Below are 17,590 nucleotides of genomic sequence, written 5' to 3'. Positions count from 1 at the left end.
AGTACCAAGATTAAGGAGGCCAGCTATGAGCAAACGTGCACGTAAACGTCGTGACCGTAAGCGTGGCGGCGCGAACCACGGTAAGCGCCCCAACGCCTAAGCAAAAGCTTGGAATGACAGCTTTAAACGAATGACCCCGGAATCCTTATGGCTTCCGGGGTCATTCGTTTATCCAGGTAGGGAGCCGGGCTCAGGCTTCCACAGGCCGGATCGAGTGAATCCGGTCCAGGATGGCGTTCTTGAGGTTTTCCGGAGCTGCTTCGGTGCACGAACGCTTGACCATCACGCGGATGACACATTCGAGGTCGTACTGCTCCAGGCACTCCGGGCAGCTGTCCAGGTGGTCCTTGATCTCTGCGATGTCCTCACGTGTGAGCGCACCATCCAGATATTCATAGATACGTTGCATCCGGGCATCGTCGCAATCGCCCAGTCCCTGGCAGTCGCTCATTTCCTGTTCTCCTGTTTGTTGCTGTCGGCCGCGGCGCTTGACTCGCTTGCGCCCTTGAATCCCCGTTCGGCGGCATAGTCCGCAAGCATGTCCCGCAGCATCTTCCGGCCGCGATGCAGCCGGGACATGACGGTCCCGATGGGGGTGTTCATGATGTCTGAAATTTCCTTGTACGCGAAGCCCTCGACGTCGGCGAAGTACACGGCCAGCCGGAACTCCTCCGGAATCGACTGGAGGGCGCGCTTCACATCGGAATCGGGCAGGTGGTCGAGGGCCTCGGCCTCCGCCGAACGCAACCCCGAGGACGTATGCGACTCGGCGCGGGCGAGTTGCCAGTCCTCGATGGTGTCCGAGTTCGACTGCAGCGGCTCGCGCTGACGCTTCCGGTACAGGTTGATGTACGTGTTGGTGAGGATGCGGTACAGCCAGGCCTTCAGATTGGTTCCGGGCTTGTACTGGTGGAACGCGGAAAACGCCTTCGTGTACGCCTCCTGGACCAGGTCCTCGGCGTCGGAGGGATTCCGGGCCATCCTCATGGCCGCCGAATACAGCTGGTCCACGTACTGCATGGCGTCGCGTTCAAAGCGCACCCGGCGTTCTTCCGCGGACTCCGTGGCAACATCCAGAGGCTTTCCGTCGACCTCAGTTTCCAGCGCGGCGGGTCCGTCAGCGGGCGCCGGCACAGCGTGGCCGTCTGAAGAATTCTGCACAGCCAAATTCTGCACAGGGGGCCGCTCTGGTGCACCGGACGTGCCGGCATCAGGCGTCTTGGTGGGCGTGGCGTCGTTTCCGGCAACCTCGTGCATGGCCGCTACGGCCGGGTCCATGGTGCTCATTGCGTTCAAGTCTACTGTCACCTTCCGCCGGGCACCCGGAACTGCCGGAAGCGCGAGGGTCCATGATTCACCGGCTTCCGGTTCCGCCCTGTCCAACACCCTCGTCAAATCTCCGCCTTCCTAAGCTGTGTCCGTTCGCCTGTACTTATCCAGCCGTGTTTATCCAGCCGTGCCTGTCCGGCCGTGCCCATTAGCCGCGCTGCACCGGTGCTCCAACAAGGAGTACGGTTCAGACGCGGCAACACTGTGACACGGCTGGGAAACCGCTGGGATCTGTCTTTCACAACCACGTCCTGCGGGCAAATATTCCGCAAAAGTGCAAGACTAGAACCGGTTCTCCCGCAGTGAAGCCGCGGTTCGTCCATCCAGGAGGAAATTCATGTCGTTTGTCCGCTTTCTCGCCCGGCCCATGCTCGCCTCCAGTTTCGTCCTCGCCGGCATGGACAAGCTCAAGAACGCGGATGACACTGCGGCACAGCTGTCCCCGCTGCTGCGGCGCACGGCCGACGCGCTCCCGTTCCAGCCCAACGAAAAAGTCGTGGCACGCGTGATCGGCGGCACCCAGATCGGTGCCGGCGTCTGCTTCGCCCTCGGCAAGTCCGCCCGGCTGGCAGCCACCCTGCTGGCCGTCATTTCGGTCCTGAACGGTTATGTGGAATGGCGCAGCGCGGACATCTCCTCGAAGGAAGCCCGCGACGCCCGCCGCAAGCAGCTTCTGAAAAACGTCACCCTCACCGGCGGCGTGCTCCTGGCCGCTGTTGATACCGCCGGCAAGCCCAGCCTGGCCTGGCGCGCAGGCCACCTGGCCGCGGATGCCAAGAAGAGCGCCAGCCACCTTGCCGCCGATGCCCGGAAGACCACCAACAAGCAGCTGAAAAAGGCCGACAAAGTTGTCCGCAAGGCCGTAGACCACACAGCCGGAGCCTAAGACGGTAATGACTGGCACCACCCCCTCCGCAGCTGCCCCTTCCCGCTCTGCCGGCCTCCATACCGCCGACGTCGGTCCGCACTGGCCCGCTCCCTTGGCCGTACGGCCCGTCGATGCCACTGTCACCGTTCCGGGGTCCAAGTCCCTGACCAACCGGTACCTCGTGCTGGCCGCCCTCGCTGACGGACCGTCCCGGCTGCGGGCACCGCTGCACTCCCGGGACTCCGCACTGATGATTGAGGCCCTGCGTCAGTTGGGGGCCACCATTACGGAAGTTCCCGGCGACGGCGCCTTCGGCCCCGACCTGGAAATCAGCCCGATCAGCTTGGATGCCGCTGCGGCAGAAACCGCGATCGACTGCGGCCTGGCCGGCACGGTCATGCGCTTCGTGCCTCCGGTGGCGGCACTGCGCCGCGGCCAGTCCCGTTTCGACGGCGACCCGCACGCCCGCAAACGCCCGATGGGCGCCATCATCGAGGCCCTGGCCGGGTTGGGTGTGGCGGTGACCGCACCCGACGGCGGTCCGGCGTCGTCGTTGCCCTTCACCGTCCACAGCACGGGCGAAGTTCGCGGCGGCCACCTCATCATCGACGCCAGCGCATCGTCCCAGTTCGTCTCCGCCCTGCTGCTGGCCGGCGCCCGCTTCACCCAGGGGCTCCATCTCGAACACGTCGGAAAGCCCGTACCCAGCCTGGACCACATCAACATGACTGTGGCCGTGCTGCGCGGCGTCGGCGTGGCGGTCGATGACTCGGTGCCGAACCACTGGATTGTCTCCCCCGGCCCGATCCGCGCCTTTGACCAGCGGATCGAGCAGGACCTCTCCAACGCCGGGCCCTTCCTCGCGGCGGCCCTGGCCACCCGCGGAACCGTGCGGATCCCCAACTGGCCCGCGGCGACCACCCAGGTCGGCGACCTCTGGCGCGGCATCCTGACCGCCATGGGCGCGACCGTGACAATGGATGCCGACACCCTGACCGTCAGCGGCGGCCCGGAGATCAAGGGTGGCGACTTCGACGAGACCAGCGAGCTCGCCCCCACCGTGGCCGCGCTGTGCGCCCTCGCCACCGGCCCCTCACGGTTGAGCGGCATCGCCCACCTCCGGGGCCACGAGACGGACCGGCTCGCGGCCCTCGTCACCGAAATCACCCGCCTCGGCGGCGACGCCGAAGAGACCGCCGACGGTCTCATCATCCGACCGGCCGCCCTGCACGGCGGGGTGCTGCACACTTACGCGGACCACCGCATGGCCACTGCCGGCGCCATCCTGGGCCTCGCGGTGCCCGGGGTGGAGGTCGAGGACATCGCGACCACGGCCAAGACCATGCCCGATTTCCCGCAGCTCTGGGAAGCGATGCTGGCACAGGGACCCGCCGCAGATGAGGACACCGCCGGTGGCACGCAGCACTGATTCCTGGGACGAGTCCGACGTCCGGATCCGTCCGAACAAGAAGGGCACCCGCCCCCGCACCAAGGACCGGCCCAGTTACGAGGACGCCGTCACCGGACGCATCATCACGGTCGACCGCGGCCGCTACACCGCCGTCGTGGGCGAAGGCACCGCCGACGAACGCAAGATCATTGCGGCCCGGGCCCGGGAGCTGCGCCGCAATCCCGTGGTGGCCGGCGACTTCGTCTCCCTGGTAGGGGACGTCACCGGCGAGCCCGACACCCTGGCGCGGCTGGTCAAGATCCAGGACCGCAAGACGCTGCTGCGCCGCAGCGCCGATGACACGGACCCGATCGAACGCGCCGTGGTGGCCAACGCCGACCAGCTGGTGGTGGTGGTCGCCGCCGCCAATCCCGAGCCTCGGACCGGTTTCATCGACCGCGCGCTGGTAGCGGCGTACGACGCCGGCATTGAGCCGCTGCTGCTCGTCACCAAGGCCGACGTCAAGGATCCCGCCGAGCTGTTGTCCAATTATCAGCACCTCGATTTCCCCGTCATCATCTCCAAGACCGCGGACTCCGCCGCTTCCGGCATCGACGCCCGCTCCGACGACGGGCTCTCCGCCCGGCTCGACAAGGACGCCGTGTCCCAGCTGCGCGACTACCTCGACGGCAAGGTCACCGTGATGCTGGGCCATTCCGGCGTCGGCAAGTCCACCATGGTCAACGCGCTGACCGGGGCCGAGCGGGCCACGGGAGGCGTCAACGCGGTCACCGGCCGCGGCCGGCACACGTCCTCCTCCGCGCTGGCGCTCAAAGTCAACGATGCACCGGCCGGCAGCTGGATCATCGACACCCCCGGCATCCGGTCCTTCGGGCTGGCCCACGTGGACCCGGACCGGATCCTCCGCTCTTTCCCGGATCTGGAGCCGGGCACCGACGACTGCGAACGCGGCTGCAAGCACGACGCCACCGCCGTCAACTGCGGCGTCGACAAGTGGGTTGCCGCCGGACATGCCGGGCCCTCCGGACCCGCCAGGCTCGCGTCCCTGCGCCGGCTGCTGGGCACGGACCCGCGGATGGAAGCGCAGGAAACCAAGGAACTGGGCACCGTCTCCTAGCCCGCCCGGCAACCGGGCCTTCGGCATCTGGCCGCGGCCTCCCGGCCGGCAGCCCGGTTTGCCGGTAGTTTGGAACCATGAGCCAACCCGCTTCGAGCTACAACGATGACCTGCGCCTTGCCCATGTATTGGCAGATTCGGTCGATTCCCAGACCATGAGCCGCTTTAAGGCGCTCGACCTTCGGATCGAGACGAAGCCGGACCTGACGCCCGTCACCGACGCCGACAAGTCCGCCGAAGAGGCCATCCGTGGCCAGCTTTCCCGGTCCCGGCCCCGTGACGCGGTCCTGGGCGAGGAATTCGGCAGTTCGGGCCATGGCTCCCGCCGCTGGATCATTGACCCGATCGACGGCACCAAGAACTTTGTCCGCGGCGTCCCGGTCTGGGCCACCCTGATCGCCCTCGTCGATGAGGGCGAGCCGGTGGTCGGCGTCGTCAGCGCGCCGGCACTGGGCAAGCGCTGGTGGGCCGCCAAGGGGGCGGGCGCGTACACGGGCCGCTCGCTCGCCGCCGCCACACGGCTGAAGGTATCCAACGTCTCCAACCTCGAGGACGCCTCGCTGTCCTACTCCAGCCTGGGCGGCTGGAAGCAACGCGGCAACCTGGACGAGTTCCTGGGCCTCACCGAAGAAGTGTGGCGTACCCGCGCCTACGGCGACTTTTGGTCGTACTGCCTCGTGGCCGAGGGTGCCGTGGACATCGCCTGTGAGCCCGAGCTGAACCTCTACGACATGGCCGCCCTGGTGCCGATCGTTACCGAGGCCGGCGGCCGCTTCACCTCGCTCGAGGGCGAGGACGGCCCCTTCGGCGGCAACGCCCTCGCCACCAACTCAATCCTCCACTCAGAAGTTCTCAAGCGGCTCAACCCCGACCTCGACGACCTCCTCTAGGCAACGGCTCAATCGAACAAACGGCGGCGGTATCCCCCATCCAGGGGGTGCCGCCGCCGTTTTGTTCGGCCACAGCGCGATTTGGGACGCGCACGTAACAATCCGCTTCACAATCGGTGGCCGCCTTTTCCCCGGCTGCGCGGATGTCCTACGCTCGATGCAGGTCACGAGTGCCAGCGCTAAACCCCGGTTTGCTGGCCGGCAACCCTCCAGTCGCGGTGGGGTGCCCCGGGTGACGACCTGGCCGGTCCGGAACGGACCCGGCAAGCGCGGATTCCCACCATGTGGGGTCCTGGTCGAGTGAGGTCCCATGACAACTGCCATTTTTCCCGCTGCCCCCGAATTTCACGCCACAACCGAGGGCGCGCGGCCTGATGGTCGGCATGCCCTCGCGGGCCGCCCGCTGGCCGCCGTCACCGGGGCCGAAATCCAGGCCCCGCTGATCACCGGCGGCCACGCCCGCTACGCCAATCTCGACTACGGTGCCTCCGCCCCGGCCCTGTCTGTGGTCTCGGCCTACTTGAACGAAATCCTGCCGTACTACGCGAGCGTGCACCGCGGCGCCGGCTATGCATCGCAGATCAGCACCTCCGTCTACGAGAACGCCCGGGACATCGTGCGGGACTTCGTGGGCGGCCGGCCGGACGACTCCGTGATCTTCACCCGCAACACCACCGATTCCCTGAATCTGCTGGCCGGCTGCCTGCCGCTCCGTGACGGCCGGCCCACGGGCGAGGTCTTGTATCTCGACATCGAGCACCACGCCAACCTCCTGCCCTGGCAGAATGTCCCGCACCGCAGCGTCGTGGCCGCCCCCACCCTCGCGGCCACCGTGGACCGGCTGCGGGACGAGCTCGCGCGCGGCGGCGTGAGCCTGCTGGCCGTCACCGGCGCTTCCAATGTCACCGGGGAGATCCTGCCGATCCGGGCCCTCGCCGCGCTGGCGCACGAGTACGGCGCCAGGATCGTTGTTGACGCCGCGCAGCTGGCCCCGCACCGGCGGATCGACATCGCCACGGACGACGTCGACTACCTCGCCTTCTCGGGGCACAAGCTGTACGCCCCGTTCGGCGCCGGCGTGCTGGTGGGCCGGACGGACTGGCTCGACGCCGGCACCCCGCATCTGGCCGGCGGCGGCGCGGTCCGCGACGCCCGGCTCGACTCCGTCAGCTGGACCACCGGACCCGCCCGGCACGAGGGCGGCTCGCCGAACGTCCTGGGTGCGGCCGCCCTGGCCCGCGCCACCCAGGTGATCGCAGCCCTGAACCCAGAGCAGTGGCAGGCCCACGAGGACGGCATCCGGTCCTTCCTCGTCGAGGGTCTGCAGGGCATCGACGGCGTGACCGTACACCGGATCTTTGCCGATTCTTCCCCTGCTTCTTCGTCCGGAGGCGACCTGCCGGGCACCGGCACCATCGGCGTCGTGAACTTTTCCGTGGAAGGCTACGACGCCGGGCTGGTGGCCGCCTATCTGTCGGCCGAACACGGCATTGGCCTGCGCGATGGGCGCTTCTGCGCCCACCCGCTACTCAAACGGCTCGGTCTGCCCGCCGGCTCCCTGCGGGCCAGCTTCGGCCTCGGCTCGCGGCTGGAGGATGCCGAGCGCCTGCTGGCCGGCCTGCAGCAGTTGCGCCAGACGGGACTCGGCTGGGACTACGTAGTGGACGCCGGCCGCTGGGTGCCGGCGAACGATACCCGCAGCTACCCCCACTGGGCGCCGAACACCCCGGGCACCGCCGGTGCCGCGCCCTGCACGGAGGACTAGGCGTGGAGGTCTAACAGCAGGCTGGGCCGGGCGGGACCAGGACCCGGCGCCGGTGCGGTAAATTCGAAAGGTATCTGAAAACAGCAGGACCTTCCCGAAGGAGATCGCACGTGGCAAGCGGCGGACCCAAGCTCCACGGTGGGCGGCGCCAGGAACTCGGCCAAAGCTTCCAGGACGGCGGGGAGCACTATGAACGTGTCCGTCCAGGCTATCCGCAGGAGTCGGCCGACTGGCTGATCCCGGCGGGGGCCAAGGATGCCGCGGACATCGGCGCCGGCACCGGCAAGTTCACTGCGCTTCTGGCAGCCCGTGGCCTGCATGCGGTGGCCGTTGACCCTTCTGCCGACATGCTGGAGCAGTTGCGCCGCACCCTGCCGGATGTCACCGCTATCGAGGGCAGGGCCGAGGACACAGGCCTGCCGCCGGAGTCCTTCGATCTCGTCACGGTCGCTCAGGCATGGCACTGGTGCGACCCCCGCCTGGCCAGCACCGAGATTGCCCGGATCCTGCGGCCGCACGGCGTGCTGGGCCTCATCTGGAACCAACTGGACACCGCTGTGCCGTGGGTGCACCGGCTCTCGCGCATCATGCACGCCGGGGATGTCCACAAACCACACTTTCGCCCGCCTGTGGGTCCCGAGTTCACCGGGCTGGAGAGCCACCTGACCCGGTGGGAGGATTCCGTCACCACAGCGGACATCCAGGAGCTGACCAAGTCCCGCAGCTACTACCTCGCGGCATCTGATTCCACCCGGGCCAAAGTAATGTCCAACCTCGACTGGTACCTGCACGAACACCTGGGTCATGCCCCAGGCGCGGCGCTCCAATTGCCCTACTTGACCCAGACGTGGCGGGCCTTCCGGATTGCGTAAGGCCAGGGCCGGGGCTTATCGTTTCGGTATGCCTAATAATTTCTTGTAGGCATCCGAAACATTGAACCGGGCGCTTTTCCGGCCGGTGCCGATCATCGCGTCAACGCAGACGCGCCATTCATGGGAGCTGGCAGTGCTGGATGTAAGGGGTCACGAGCAGTCGCCGCAGGACGCGCGCACCCATAAACATCCGGGTGCCCGCAGGGCCCTGATCGGCCTGTTGGGGCCGGCGTTCGTTGCGTCGATCGCCTACGTGGACCCCGGAAACGTGGCCGCCAACCTGACCGCCGGCGCACAGTACGGCTACCTGCTGGTGTGGGTTCTCGTGGCCGCCAACATCATGGCAGTCCTCGTCCAGTACCAATCCGCCAAGCTCGGGATCGTCACGGGCAAGAGCCTCCCGGAGATCCTCGGCGAACGGCTCAAGCCGTTCTGGCGCCGCGCCTTCTGGCTGCAGGCCGAAGTCGTGGCCGCCGCTACAGACCTCGCCGAGGTGGTGGGCGGGGCAATCGCCCTGTACTTGCTTTTCGGACTCCCCCTCCCCCTTGGTGCCGTGATTGTCGGCGCGGTGTCAATGGTCCTGCTCGCGGTGCAGGCCCGGCAGAAACAGCGGCCGTTCGAATTCATCATCATGTTCCTGCTCGGCATCATCACCATCGGCTTCCTGGCCGGGCTGTTCATCAGCCCGCCGGATCCGCGCGCAGCCCTGGCCGGGCTGGTGCCCGGCTTCCAGGGTCCGGACACGGTGCTGCTGGCCGCCAGCATGCTCGGCGCTACCGTCATGCCGCACGCCATCTACGTTCATTCAGCCCTGTCCCGGGACCGGCACCGGCCAGACGAACACCTGCATGTTCCACCTGCGGCCGTCGCGCGCTTGGTCAGGGCTACCCGGTTCGACGTTGTGGCCGCGCTTGCCATCGCCGGACTGGTCAACATCGGCATGCTGCTCCTTGCCGCCTCCACCCTCGGCGGCGAAGAGGGCACGGACACGATCGATGGCGCGCACGCCGCCATCACCGCCAATCTCGGCCCCATCATCGGCGTGATCTTCGCGGTCGGGCTGCTCGCATCCGGCCTGGCCTCGACCTCGGTGGGCTGCTATGCAGGCGGAACCATCATGCAAGGCCTGCTCAAGATCAAGATTCCTGTCATGGCCCGCCGCGTCGTGACCCTGATTCCGGCCGTTGTGCTGCTGGCGGTCGGTTTCGACCCCACCTGGGCACTCGTCTTGAGCCAGGTGGTCCTCAGCTTCGGAATTCCCTTTGTCCTCGTCCCGCTGGTGGTACTGACCAGCAACAAGGCCCTGATGGGCCGGTTTGCCGACGGCCCGGCCCTCCGAATCGCAGCCATCATCAGCGTGGTGCTGGTCGTGGCACTTAACCTGGTGCTGCTGTGGCTCACTTTCTCCGGAGGCAGCTGACGGTAGGCTTAGGTCTGTGAAGACCAGTGCGCCCTCCTCCTCGATCGAGGACTACGTCAAGGTCATCTATTCGTTCACCGAATGGCAGCCGAAACCCATCACCTCCACGCAGCTGGCGCAGCGCCTGGGCGTCGCCAACTCCTCGGTCTCGGAAATGGTCCGCAAGCTCAAGGACCAAGGCCTCGTAGACCACAAGCCCTATAGTGCCGTCACGCTCACCAGCGACGGCGTCCGGCTCGCGCTGTCCATGGTCCGGCGGCACCGGTTGCTCGAGACGTTCCTCGTCCGGGAGCTCGGCTACCGCTGGGACGAGGTCCACGATGAAGCCGAGCTCCTTGAGCACGCCGTCTCCGACACCTTTATTGAGCGGATGGCGGCCAAGCTCGGAAACCCTGCACGGGATCCGCATGGCGATCCCATCCCGGCCGCGGACGGCTCCGTGCTGGTGCCCGCCGCCCACCGCCTGAGTGAACTCGACGACGGCCATACCGGCCGGATCACCCGTATCAGCGACGAGAACCCGGAGCTGCTGCGCTACCTCGCGGCCCAGGACATCGACCTCGACGCCGAGGTGGAGGTGGTGGGTCGGAGGCCGTTCGGCGGTCCGATCGTGGTGCGGATCGGTTCCGTCGCGGCACCGCGGGAATTCGACTTTGCCGAGGAAGTCGCCTCGGCCCTCTGGGTCCACAGCGATGCCGCGCACGCAGGCTGCAGCGTCCCCGCCCATGATTGAAACGTGAGCTGAGTGAAAAGCGCGCTGGACGATCGCCGGACCGTGCCGCGCCCCGGCGTACCGGGATGGAAGGCCTGGTCCGCCGTCGCCGTCGGCGGGTTGATCGGAACTGAGCTGCGGTTCGGCGCGGGCCTGATTTTCCCCGACAACGCCGGTGAGGTGCCGTGGACCACGCTGGCGATCAATGTGACCGGAAGTTTCATCCTGGCCACCCTGACCACCATCTGGATCGCGCGGCCACAGACGGCCTTCTGGCTGCGCGCCGGCATCGGCCCCGGACTGCTGGGGTCCTTCACCACCTTTTCAGCGCTCGTGATAGTCATTGACCAGCAGATCCGCGGCGGCTTCCACGCCACTTGGCTGGCCTACCTCGGGCTCTCACTCGTCCTGGGCCTCGGGGCCGCGGCTGCCGGCTGGAAAACCGGCAAAGCGATTGCCGACCTCGGCGGAGGTGCCCAGTGATCACCGCGCTCGTGGTGGGCATCTGCGGGGTGGCGGGAGCGCTGCTGCGGTTCGCCGTCGACTCCTGGTTTGCGCACCACCAAGGCTCCCGTCCGCACTGGCCGTGGGCGACGTTTGCCGTCAACGTCGCCGGATCGTTCATCATCGGTTTGGCCGTGGGTCTGACCGGCCACATGGAGTGGGGCGCCGACTGGCACGCCGCCATCGCAACCGGGCTGGCCGGCGGCCTGACAACCTTCAGCTCGTGGACCACCGCAACGGTCCGCCTTGTCAGCGAAACGCGTTACCGGGCGGCGGCGCTCAACATAGCCTCGAACCTGCTCGCGGGTCTCGCGGCCGCGGCCCTCGGGCTCCTCCTCGCCGGCTAAGGACCTTGAGTGTGCCGTCGTTCCCGTATCGTTGAAGGATGATTACGCGACGTGAAGCAGCCCAGATCCTCGACATACCCCTGGAAATGGCGCACCGTCACGGCATCCCCTCAAGGCTGTCCGAAGCCGAGCTCGGCGAACTGCTGGACAACCCCCCGGCGTGGCTGGTCCAGTCCAAGGCAAACCGGACCGGCAAGCGGCCCGTCTGGGTCCAGCTCACGTGCGCCGTCTGTGGATTCTCCGAAGCCGCGCGGCCCAAGAAATGGTGGCCGGACTTCACCTATGTCTGCTGCGCGCACCACGAGGCCCGCGACATCCCCGTCCTCGGCCCCGGGCTGGTGCGCAGTGTGTATGACGGCGTCGGCAGCCGCTTCGCAGGGATCGTGGACGCCGCGGTTCCCGAGGCGTAGCTTAAAAGACGGGGCCACCCCGGGCCCCTGCCGTGAGGGAGAGCACCATGCCTGACAAGACGCCGCACCAGAGCGTTTCGAAAAAGTCGGTCAAGACGATCAAGGAAAAACGGGCCGAGAAAAAGGCGAAGCACGTCGTTGATGCCCACACCGATCCCGTGGCACACATCAAGAAGCGCTGAACACTCAAAGGGCCGGAAGCCGTTGCTTCCGGCCCTTTGATGTGCCCCTCGGGCTCACCCGAAACGGATGATGCGGCGGGACTCCCGTTGGCGCTTTAGTGTTCTTGAGATCCTCGTCGGGAGAGCCAGCGTCCTGACCCACGGCGGGGCCCCTACGGCTTTTCCGGGGTTCGGCAGCTGAATCATTCGACGCGGGTGGTGACGCCCCGTGAGGGGACGTCCACACTAAGGACAGCGCGCTGGACGGTGCGCCCGAAACAGACCGGAGGAATGCCAGTGACTACCACACCGGAGACCGAGGCCCACGGGCCGGTCGACTTCGTACTCCTTGAGTTCCCCCTTGAGGGACTGACGGGGCGGGCCAGTGAAGAACTCATCAAACTCGTCGAGCAGGGCGTGATCCGCCTCTTCGATCTCCTCGTGGTCATGAAGAACGAGGACGGCACGGTGGAGGTGCTCGAACTCACCGACCCAGGTGGCCCAGCGGCTAGCTTCTCCTACTTCGACGGCGCACGGACAGGACTTCTTGGCGATGACGATATTGCCGAGGCAACGGAAGCGGTTCTGCCAGGGACGGTCGCCGCGCTGATCGTTTACGAGAACATTTGGGCAGCACCGTTCGTAGCGGCCGTCCGCGAAAGCGGGGGCGAGCTCATCGCAAGCACGCGGATCCCTGCGCCGGACGTGATGGAAGCGCTCGACGCGCTCGAGGCCGCCGACGCCGCACAACCGGCAGCCGACGCATAACGCGAGCAGAAGAAAAGACGTGAGAGGAGAAGAATTATGGGACTTCTTAGGGGTATGGCCCGGACGGCGGTAGTTGCGGGAACGGCGTCGGCGGTCAGCGGCCGTGTCCAGCGCCGGCAGGCCTCAAAGTTTGCCGAGAAGGACGCCGCAACCGCGGCCAAGCAGCAGGAGGCCTACGATGCGCAGATGGCCCAGCAGCAGCCGCCGCCACAGGCATACCAGCAGCCCGCCTACCAGCAGCCTGTCTACCAGCAGCCGCCGCCCCCTCCCCCGCCCGCCGGCGGAGGTGGCATCAGCGACGACGCCATCCAGCAGCTCAAGGAGCTCGGAGCGCTGAAGGAGCAGGGAATTCTCACCGATGAGGAGTTCGTGGCCCAGAAGGCGAAGATCCTCGGCACGTGACGTTCGGGGATCGGTTCAGGGAAGGGAAGTGTCTGACGACACTTCCCTTCCCTTTGTTCCGCTCGATTTAGGGCGCTGCTCTGCTCGTGCCGCGTTTCTAGGGACCCATGATGACGAAGCCCGCCGGGGGGACTGCGATCTTGATCGCCAAGCCGTTCCGTGGCTCAGCGGCTACCAGTGAGCCCACCTTGTTCTGGTCCGTTGAATAGAGGCACTCGAACTTGTCACCGACCGAGTGCAGGCCGGCATCAATGGTCACCCATGCTGTTCTCTGGGCTGCCCAATCAGTGTTGATGGCGCAGACAACCTCTCTCTTCGACAGAATCCGGCTCCAGGCCACGATTGAGGTCATCCTTCCGGCGCCGATGCGTTCCGGGTACCAGAAGGTGACGCCGTCCTCGGAGATGGGGCGCAGGTACTGCCTGCCGCGCCGGAGCGCGAGCTCCTTCTTCCGAACGGCCAGGATTTTTCCAAGTTCCTGATAGCTGTCCCGTGACTCATCGAAGAAGTGCCTGTCGCGGCTGCGGAACGATCCGAAGGGGCCGCCGAACATCGCTTCCCGGATGTACCGGTCTGCCTTGAAGTCATCCGTGGGCGCCGGATGGACCTCCGGCGGAAATTTCCCGTCGAATCGCTGCTCGCTGCCGTAGTAGATGCACGGGATACCGAGCGTGGTGGCGTTCAGGGCAAGGATGGCGAGCTCCAGGGCCCGGCCGTCCTGGTCGGCGGCGAACCGTGCCTTGTAGCTTTTCCCTTGGCGGACCAGGTCGTGGTCGTCAAAGGTCGTGACGACGTGGTTGCGGAACCAGGTGTGGGTCGCTTTGTCGACCTGGATCGAGTTGCGGAAGAGATCGAAGTAGCCGGCGGGGTCGCCCCAGCCCTTGACGGCATCGACCATTCGTCCTTGCACGTCCGCCAAGCCCAGAGCAGCATCGAGTCCGGTCTGGTCCCGGAGCCTGATGGCCTCTTCGCGGCTCCCGGTGATTTCTCCGACGAGGAAAAACGCATCCTTGCCGATGGTCTGGGCGAATTCGTGGATGGCGGAGGCGAAGTATCGGGTGGCGCCCGGATCCATGTGCTTGACCGTGTCCACGCGGAAGCCGTCGATGTCCGCATCCGCGATCCAGTACTTGTACGCCTCGACGAGGGTTTGGAAGGCTGCCGAGGGCTGGTATTCGTCCACGGTCCCGGTTCCCTGATGGATGTCTTTCAGCCCGAAGAAGTCCCCCTCGGTTGTCTCTTGGGGATCGTCCCAGTGGACGATCTGGCCCTTGCGGGTAAAGGCACCGTCGGACTGGAGTGCACGCGGCCACACCGCGCTGTCCATTTCCGGCGGGTTAACCGGCGCGGGGAACGGCAGGCTTGGAGCGCCGCCGGGGTCCCGCCAACCGGCCACCGGATAGGTGGGGCCGGTCCACACCGGAACATAGGGCTGCCCAGTGGTGGCATCGACGGTGGCGTACTGGAACACGTCAGCGGAATGGTTGAGGATGACGTCGAGGATGACGTAGAGCCCGGCCTCGTGGGCAGCGGCAACCAGCTCTTTGAAGTCCTGGGCCGTGCCGAAGTGCCGGTCAACTTCGAGGAAGTTCTGTGTGCCATAGCCGTGGTAGTCATCAACGCCGGGCCGTTGCCGCAGTATGGGGCTGATCCAGAGCGCGGTGACTCCAAGCCTTTTCAGGTAGCCGAGTTTGGACTGTATCCCCTTCAGAGTGCCGCCGAGCCACTGGGTTCCCGCATTTTCCCAGTTCTGTATGTCGGCCGCGGTCTGTACGGCATTGTTCGTGTCCCCAGGCGAAAACAGCGGCGTGCTGCCCTCCACGATCTGCCCGGCGGCGTCTTTGTAGCCATCCTCCAGTTCGTTGGAGAAACGGTCTATCAGCAGGAAGTAGATCACCTGGTCCGACCAGTCGCGCGGTGACGGGTGATAGTGGTTTTGGTTGTTTGGATCCAACGGCATGATTGCCAAGTATGGTGAATCCGTCCGCGACGCGGAAGGGCCTTCGGGTTCTTCCGGCCGGCCAGGGGCCTCATGAGCGGGCAGCCGGTGCACCCCGCTTCAGAAACCCCTTAACGCACAGAACTCCCCGCCGACCGAAGTCAGCGGGGAGTTCTGTGAACCCAATACGGGGTGGAGCACCGTTGCCGGGGCTCCTATGTGGAGATGGGGGGAATTGAACCCCCGTCCGATGTCGTGTTGTCAGGGCTTCTCCGGGCGCAGTTTGCGTTGGATTTTCTCGGCCCCAGCCATGCTACAAACAGCTGGCTGATCCGGGCCCAGTCATCTAAGAGTCCCGTTTACCCCGATGACGGAGGTAAACAGCAGTGGCTATCTAAATGACGCCAGGATCCGGGGCAATAGCAACCTCGGGCTGACGGACTGTCTTACTGCTTAGGCAGCGAGAGCGAAGTCAGTGCGTTTTGATTCGGCACTTATTGGTTTGCAGACAGCGTTTACGAGATGATTCTGCATCCTCGGCCCGCTTCACCTGTCGCGACTAACATCGTCGAAACCGATCATCCCCGTATTTTTTTATCAAACCCGGACCGGATGCTCTCGCATCCTTCCCGGACTACCAATGATAACGCACCGTCCCCGGGAAACATTCCCTGGGCCCGCTGCGTTAGCGGCGGTTGCGTTCGCGCATGACCCGCTGCGCCTCGCGCTTGTCCTGCTGTTCGCGCAGGGTGTGGCGCTTGTCGTATTCCCGCTTGCCGCGCGCGACGCCGATCTCAACTTTCGCGCGTCCGTCAACGAAATACAGCTGCAACGGCACGATCGTGAACCCTGATTCGCGGATCTTGTGCGAGATCTTCGTGAGCTCCTCGCGGTGCAGCAGCAGCTTGCGGCGGCGGCGTGCGGCGTGGTTGGTCCAGCTCCCCTGGTGGTACTCGGGGATGTGGATGCCCTCCATCCACAGCTCGTCGTTGTAGAACGTGCAGAAGCCGTCAACCATCGAGGCATGGCCCTCGCGCAGGGACTTAACTTCCGTGCCCATCAGCGCAATGCCGGCCTCGTAGGTGTCAAGGATGAGGTAGTCGTGCCGGGCCTTGCGGTTGGTGGCCACTACCTTACGGCCACTTTCTTTGGGCACGGTAGGACTCCTAGGTTTTATTGGTGGTTCACTCCGGCCAGGTGGCGGAGTCTTTCCAGTTTACGGCAGGGCGGCTGCCGCAGCGGATGGCCCCGGCGGGGCTACAGCAGGTTCATCGGGTCCACGGCCCGGCCATTGAGCCAGGTCTCGAAGTGCGAGTGGCAGCCGGTGGAGTTGCCGGTGGTGCCCGAATAGGCGATCAGCTGCCCCCGGTTGACGTGCTGGCCGACCGAGACCGCCACGGAAGTGTTGTGGTAGTAGATCGTGGTCAGCGAGTTGCCCTGGACCACACCGTGGGAGATCTTCACGTTGTTGCCGCCGCCGTCGTTGGCCCAGCCTGCCGAGAAGACGGTGCCGGCCGCCGCGGCATAGACGGCGGTGCCGCAGGGGGCGCCGAAGTCGATGCCGGTGTGCATGTAGCCGCCCTGGCCGTAGAAGTCGATGGTGCCCGGCGGCGTCGGACGCCAGCCAAACCCGGAGGTGATCGGAATATTGCCCGGGAACGGGTGCTGCAGGCCAAACGCCGACGGTGAGCCCTGGGCTGGCGGGACATACGGCTGAGTGGCCTGACCCCGCGCGCGGGCGGCGGCCGCCGCGGCCTCGGCGATGCGCCGCTGCTCGGCCAACCAGGCCTCACGCAGCTTCCGGTCCCGTTCGACGATTTCAGCGGCGACGGCGTCCTGTTGCGCCTTGACCTTGGCGAGCTGGCTCTGGATGCCGGGCTTGGCGGCCTGGAGCTGGGCGTCGAGCCGGGTGGTGTCGGCGATGAGCTTGTCCACGGCCGCCTTCTTGGCCTCGGCCTCGTCCCGCGCGGCTTTTTCCCGGGCCAGCGCAGCGTCGGCCTTGGCCTTGAGGTCCGTGATTTCAGCCTCCACGGCCGCCAGCCGCGCCTGCGCGTTGACGTTCGTGGCGCTCTGCTGGGTGAGCTTGTCCATCGCGGAGTTCTGGCTGCGCAGGGCCTGGTCCGCGAGGTCGATGGTGTCCGTCAGGCTGCTGCCCTGGTTCGAGCCGAAGAAGAGGGACAAGTTGGACGGGACGCCGCCGGATTTGTACGCCTGGGTGGCGATCTGGCCGATCAGCTTCCGGGTGTCCGCGATCTTCCGCTTGTCCGAGTCGAGCTGCTGGGTGATTTTTGCCTTGTTCTGCTGTGCCAGGTCCACGCGGGCCGCGAGGGCCTGCACTTCCTGGACCGCTCCGGCCACCCTGCCCTGGGCGTCCAGGAGCGCCTGCTGGGCGCCCGGGAGCTGGCCCTGGTACAGGACCAGGTCCGCCGCGGCCTGGGCGATCTTGCCGTCCACGAATTCGAGGGAATGCTGGACCCGGGCCGCCTCGTCGCGGAGCGCGGCCTGCTGGTCCTCAAGGTCGCCGGCGACCGCCATCGGGCTCGAGGCTCCCATGCTCCCGGCCAGGACCAGCGCCAGGGTGGCGCTGATCATTCGGCTGCGCCGTCCCACCAGGCGATGCCGGAGGGATTGCCGGGGCGATTTCCGGAGGGGGCGGGGGGCCATCGGTGTCATAA

General features: G+C 66.3%; 20 protein-coding genes, 1 other RNA gene and 1 riboswitch. Of the genes, 15 read left to right on the top strand and 6 right to left on the bottom strand.

Features of this window, described 5'->3' with window-relative positions; all coding sequences use genetic code 11:
- Positions 1–25 precede the first annotated feature (25 nt).
- Entirely contained in the window at positions 26–100 is a 75-nt protein-coding gene (locus ACFRJ8_RS07770; protein WP_104061284.1) for a 50S ribosomal protein bL37, read from the top strand.
- A 90-nt stretch (positions 101–190) separates the two neighbouring features.
- On the opposite strand, the gene rsrA is transcribed toward ACFRJ8_RS07770, so the two are convergent.
- Both rsrA and ACFRJ8_RS07760 read right to left on the bottom strand, forming a co-directional pair.
- The gene (rsrA, locus tag ACFRJ8_RS07765; RefSeq protein WP_377985526.1) at positions 191–451 is read right to left on the bottom strand and encodes a mycothiol system anti-sigma-R factor; all 261 of its coding nucleotides are present in this window, start codon (positions 449–451) and stop codon (positions 191–193) included.
- Complete coding sequence (locus tag ACFRJ8_RS07760; RefSeq protein ID WP_377985525.1) at positions 448–1,287, bottom strand: sigma-70 family RNA polymerase sigma factor; 840 nt, start codon at positions 1,285–1,287, stop codon at positions 448–450. The genes rsrA and ACFRJ8_RS07760 overlap by 4 nt, the downstream gene beginning before the upstream one ends.
- Positions 1,288–1,666: 379 nt before the next feature.
- Between ACFRJ8_RS07760 and ACFRJ8_RS07755 the strand changes: the two genes are divergently transcribed.
- The 14 genes from ACFRJ8_RS07755 to ACFRJ8_RS07690 all read left to right on the top strand — a co-directional run bounded on the left by ACFRJ8_RS07755 (position 1,667) and on the right by ACFRJ8_RS07690 (position 12,976).
- Positions 1,667–2,215, top strand: a complete 549-nt coding sequence (locus ACFRJ8_RS07755) for a DoxX family protein (RefSeq protein WP_377985524.1) — start codon at positions 1,667–1,669, stop codon at positions 2,213–2,215.
- A gap of 7 nt (positions 2,216–2,222) precedes the next feature.
- Complete coding sequence (gene aroA / locus ACFRJ8_RS07750) at positions 2,223–3,626, top strand: 3-phosphoshikimate 1-carboxyvinyltransferase (RefSeq protein ID WP_377985523.1); 1,404 nt, start codon at positions 2,223–2,225, stop codon at positions 3,624–3,626.
- Positions 3,610–4,725 carry a ribosome small subunit-dependent GTPase A gene (locus ACFRJ8_RS07745; protein WP_377985522.1) on the top strand — a complete coding sequence of 372 codons (1,116 nt, stop codon included), beginning with the start codon at positions 3,610–3,612 and terminating at the stop codon, positions 4,723–4,725. The genes aroA and ACFRJ8_RS07745 overlap by 17 nt, the downstream gene beginning before the upstream one ends.
- A 77-nt stretch (positions 4,726–4,802) precedes the next feature.
- Positions 4,803–5,615, top strand: a complete 813-nt coding sequence (gene hisN / locus ACFRJ8_RS07740; RefSeq protein ID WP_277522992.1) for a histidinol-phosphatase — start codon at positions 4,803–4,805, stop codon at positions 5,613–5,615.
- Between the two features lie 162 nt (positions 5,616–5,777).
- Positions 5,778–5,891: riboswitch (SAM riboswitch) on the top strand.
- Positions 5,892–5,925: 34 nt separating this feature from the next.
- Positions 5,926–7,380 (top strand): aminotransferase class V-fold PLP-dependent enzyme, encoded by a 1,455-nt coding sequence (locus ACFRJ8_RS07735; RefSeq protein ID WP_377985521.1) that lies wholly within the window; start codon positions 5,926–5,928, stop codon positions 7,378–7,380.
- A gap of 110 nt (positions 7,381–7,490) precedes the next feature.
- Positions 7,491–8,252, top strand: coding sequence for a class I SAM-dependent methyltransferase (locus tag ACFRJ8_RS07730; RefSeq protein WP_377985520.1), 762 nt, complete (start codon positions 7,491–7,493; stop codon positions 8,250–8,252).
- A gap of 133 nt (positions 8,253–8,385) precedes the next feature.
- A complete protein-coding gene (locus tag ACFRJ8_RS07725; RefSeq protein WP_377985519.1) occupies positions 8,386–9,672 on the top strand; it encodes an Nramp family divalent metal transporter in 1,287 nt (428 codons plus the stop codon).
- A gap of 16 nt (positions 9,673–9,688) precedes the next feature.
- Positions 9,689–10,405, top strand: coding sequence for a metal-dependent transcriptional regulator (locus tag ACFRJ8_RS07720; protein WP_377985518.1), 717 nt, complete (start codon positions 9,689–9,691; stop codon positions 10,403–10,405).
- A 12-nt stretch (positions 10,406–10,417) separates the two neighbouring features.
- Positions 10,418–10,867: a fluoride efflux transporter FluC gene (locus ACFRJ8_RS07715; protein WP_377985517.1), complete on the top strand. Its 450-nt coding sequence runs from the start codon at positions 10,418–10,420 to the stop codon at positions 10,865–10,867.
- The gene (gene crcB, locus ACFRJ8_RS07710) at positions 10,867–11,235 is read left to right on the top strand and encodes a fluoride efflux transporter CrcB (RefSeq protein WP_377985595.1); all 369 of its coding nucleotides are present in this window, start codon (positions 10,867–10,869) and stop codon (positions 11,233–11,235) included. The genes ACFRJ8_RS07715 and crcB overlap by 1 nt, the downstream gene beginning before the upstream one ends.
- Before the next feature lie 38 nt (positions 11,236–11,273).
- Positions 11,274–11,645: a hypothetical protein gene (locus tag ACFRJ8_RS07705; protein ID WP_377985516.1), complete on the top strand. Its 372-nt coding sequence runs from the start codon at positions 11,274–11,276 to the stop codon at positions 11,643–11,645.
- Between the two features lie 47 nt (positions 11,646–11,692).
- Positions 11,693–11,827, top strand: a complete 135-nt coding sequence (locus ACFRJ8_RS07700) for a hypothetical protein (RefSeq protein ID WP_256336428.1) — start codon at positions 11,693–11,695, stop codon at positions 11,825–11,827.
- A gap of 276 nt (positions 11,828–12,103) precedes the next feature.
- Positions 12,104–12,574 (top strand): DUF6325 family protein, encoded by a 471-nt coding sequence (locus ACFRJ8_RS07695; protein ID WP_377985515.1) that lies wholly within the window; start codon positions 12,104–12,106, stop codon positions 12,572–12,574.
- Positions 12,575–12,610: 36 nt separating this feature from the next.
- On the top strand, positions 12,611–12,976 hold the full coding sequence (locus ACFRJ8_RS07690) for an SHOCT domain-containing protein (RefSeq protein WP_377985514.1): 366 nt from the start codon (positions 12,611–12,613) through the stop codon (positions 12,974–12,976).
- Between the two features lie 97 nt (positions 12,977–13,073).
- Here ACFRJ8_RS07690 and ACFRJ8_RS07685 read toward each other — a convergent pair whose 3' ends face one another.
- From ACFRJ8_RS07685 to ACFRJ8_RS07670, 4 genes are all read right to left on the bottom strand, one after another.
- Positions 13,074–14,936, bottom strand: a complete 1,863-nt coding sequence (locus ACFRJ8_RS07685; RefSeq protein WP_377985513.1) for an alpha-amylase family glycosyl hydrolase — start codon at positions 14,934–14,936, stop codon at positions 13,074–13,076.
- A 196-nt stretch (positions 14,937–15,132) separates the two neighbouring features.
- Positions 15,133–15,501, bottom strand: a transfer-messenger RNA (tmRNA) gene (ssrA, locus tag ACFRJ8_RS07680).
- A gap of 99 nt (positions 15,502–15,600) precedes the next feature.
- A complete protein-coding gene (smpB, locus tag ACFRJ8_RS07675) occupies positions 15,601–16,071 on the bottom strand; it encodes an SsrA-binding protein SmpB (protein ID WP_377985512.1) in 471 nt (156 codons plus the stop codon).
- A gap of 101 nt (positions 16,072–16,172) precedes the next feature.
- Positions 16,173–17,588: a peptidoglycan DD-metalloendopeptidase family protein gene (locus ACFRJ8_RS07670; protein WP_377985511.1), complete on the bottom strand. Its 1,416-nt coding sequence runs from the start codon at positions 17,586–17,588 to the stop codon at positions 16,173–16,175.
- Positions 17,589–17,590: the final 2 nt, after the last annotated feature.

The organism is Arthrobacter sp. NPDC056886 (assembly GCF_042788715.1).
Lineage (GTDB): Bacteria > Actinomycetota > Actinomycetes > Actinomycetales > Micrococcaceae > Arthrobacter.
Note: the sequence above shows the minus strand (reverse complement) of the source record. Positions and strands in the feature narration are given on the sequence as shown.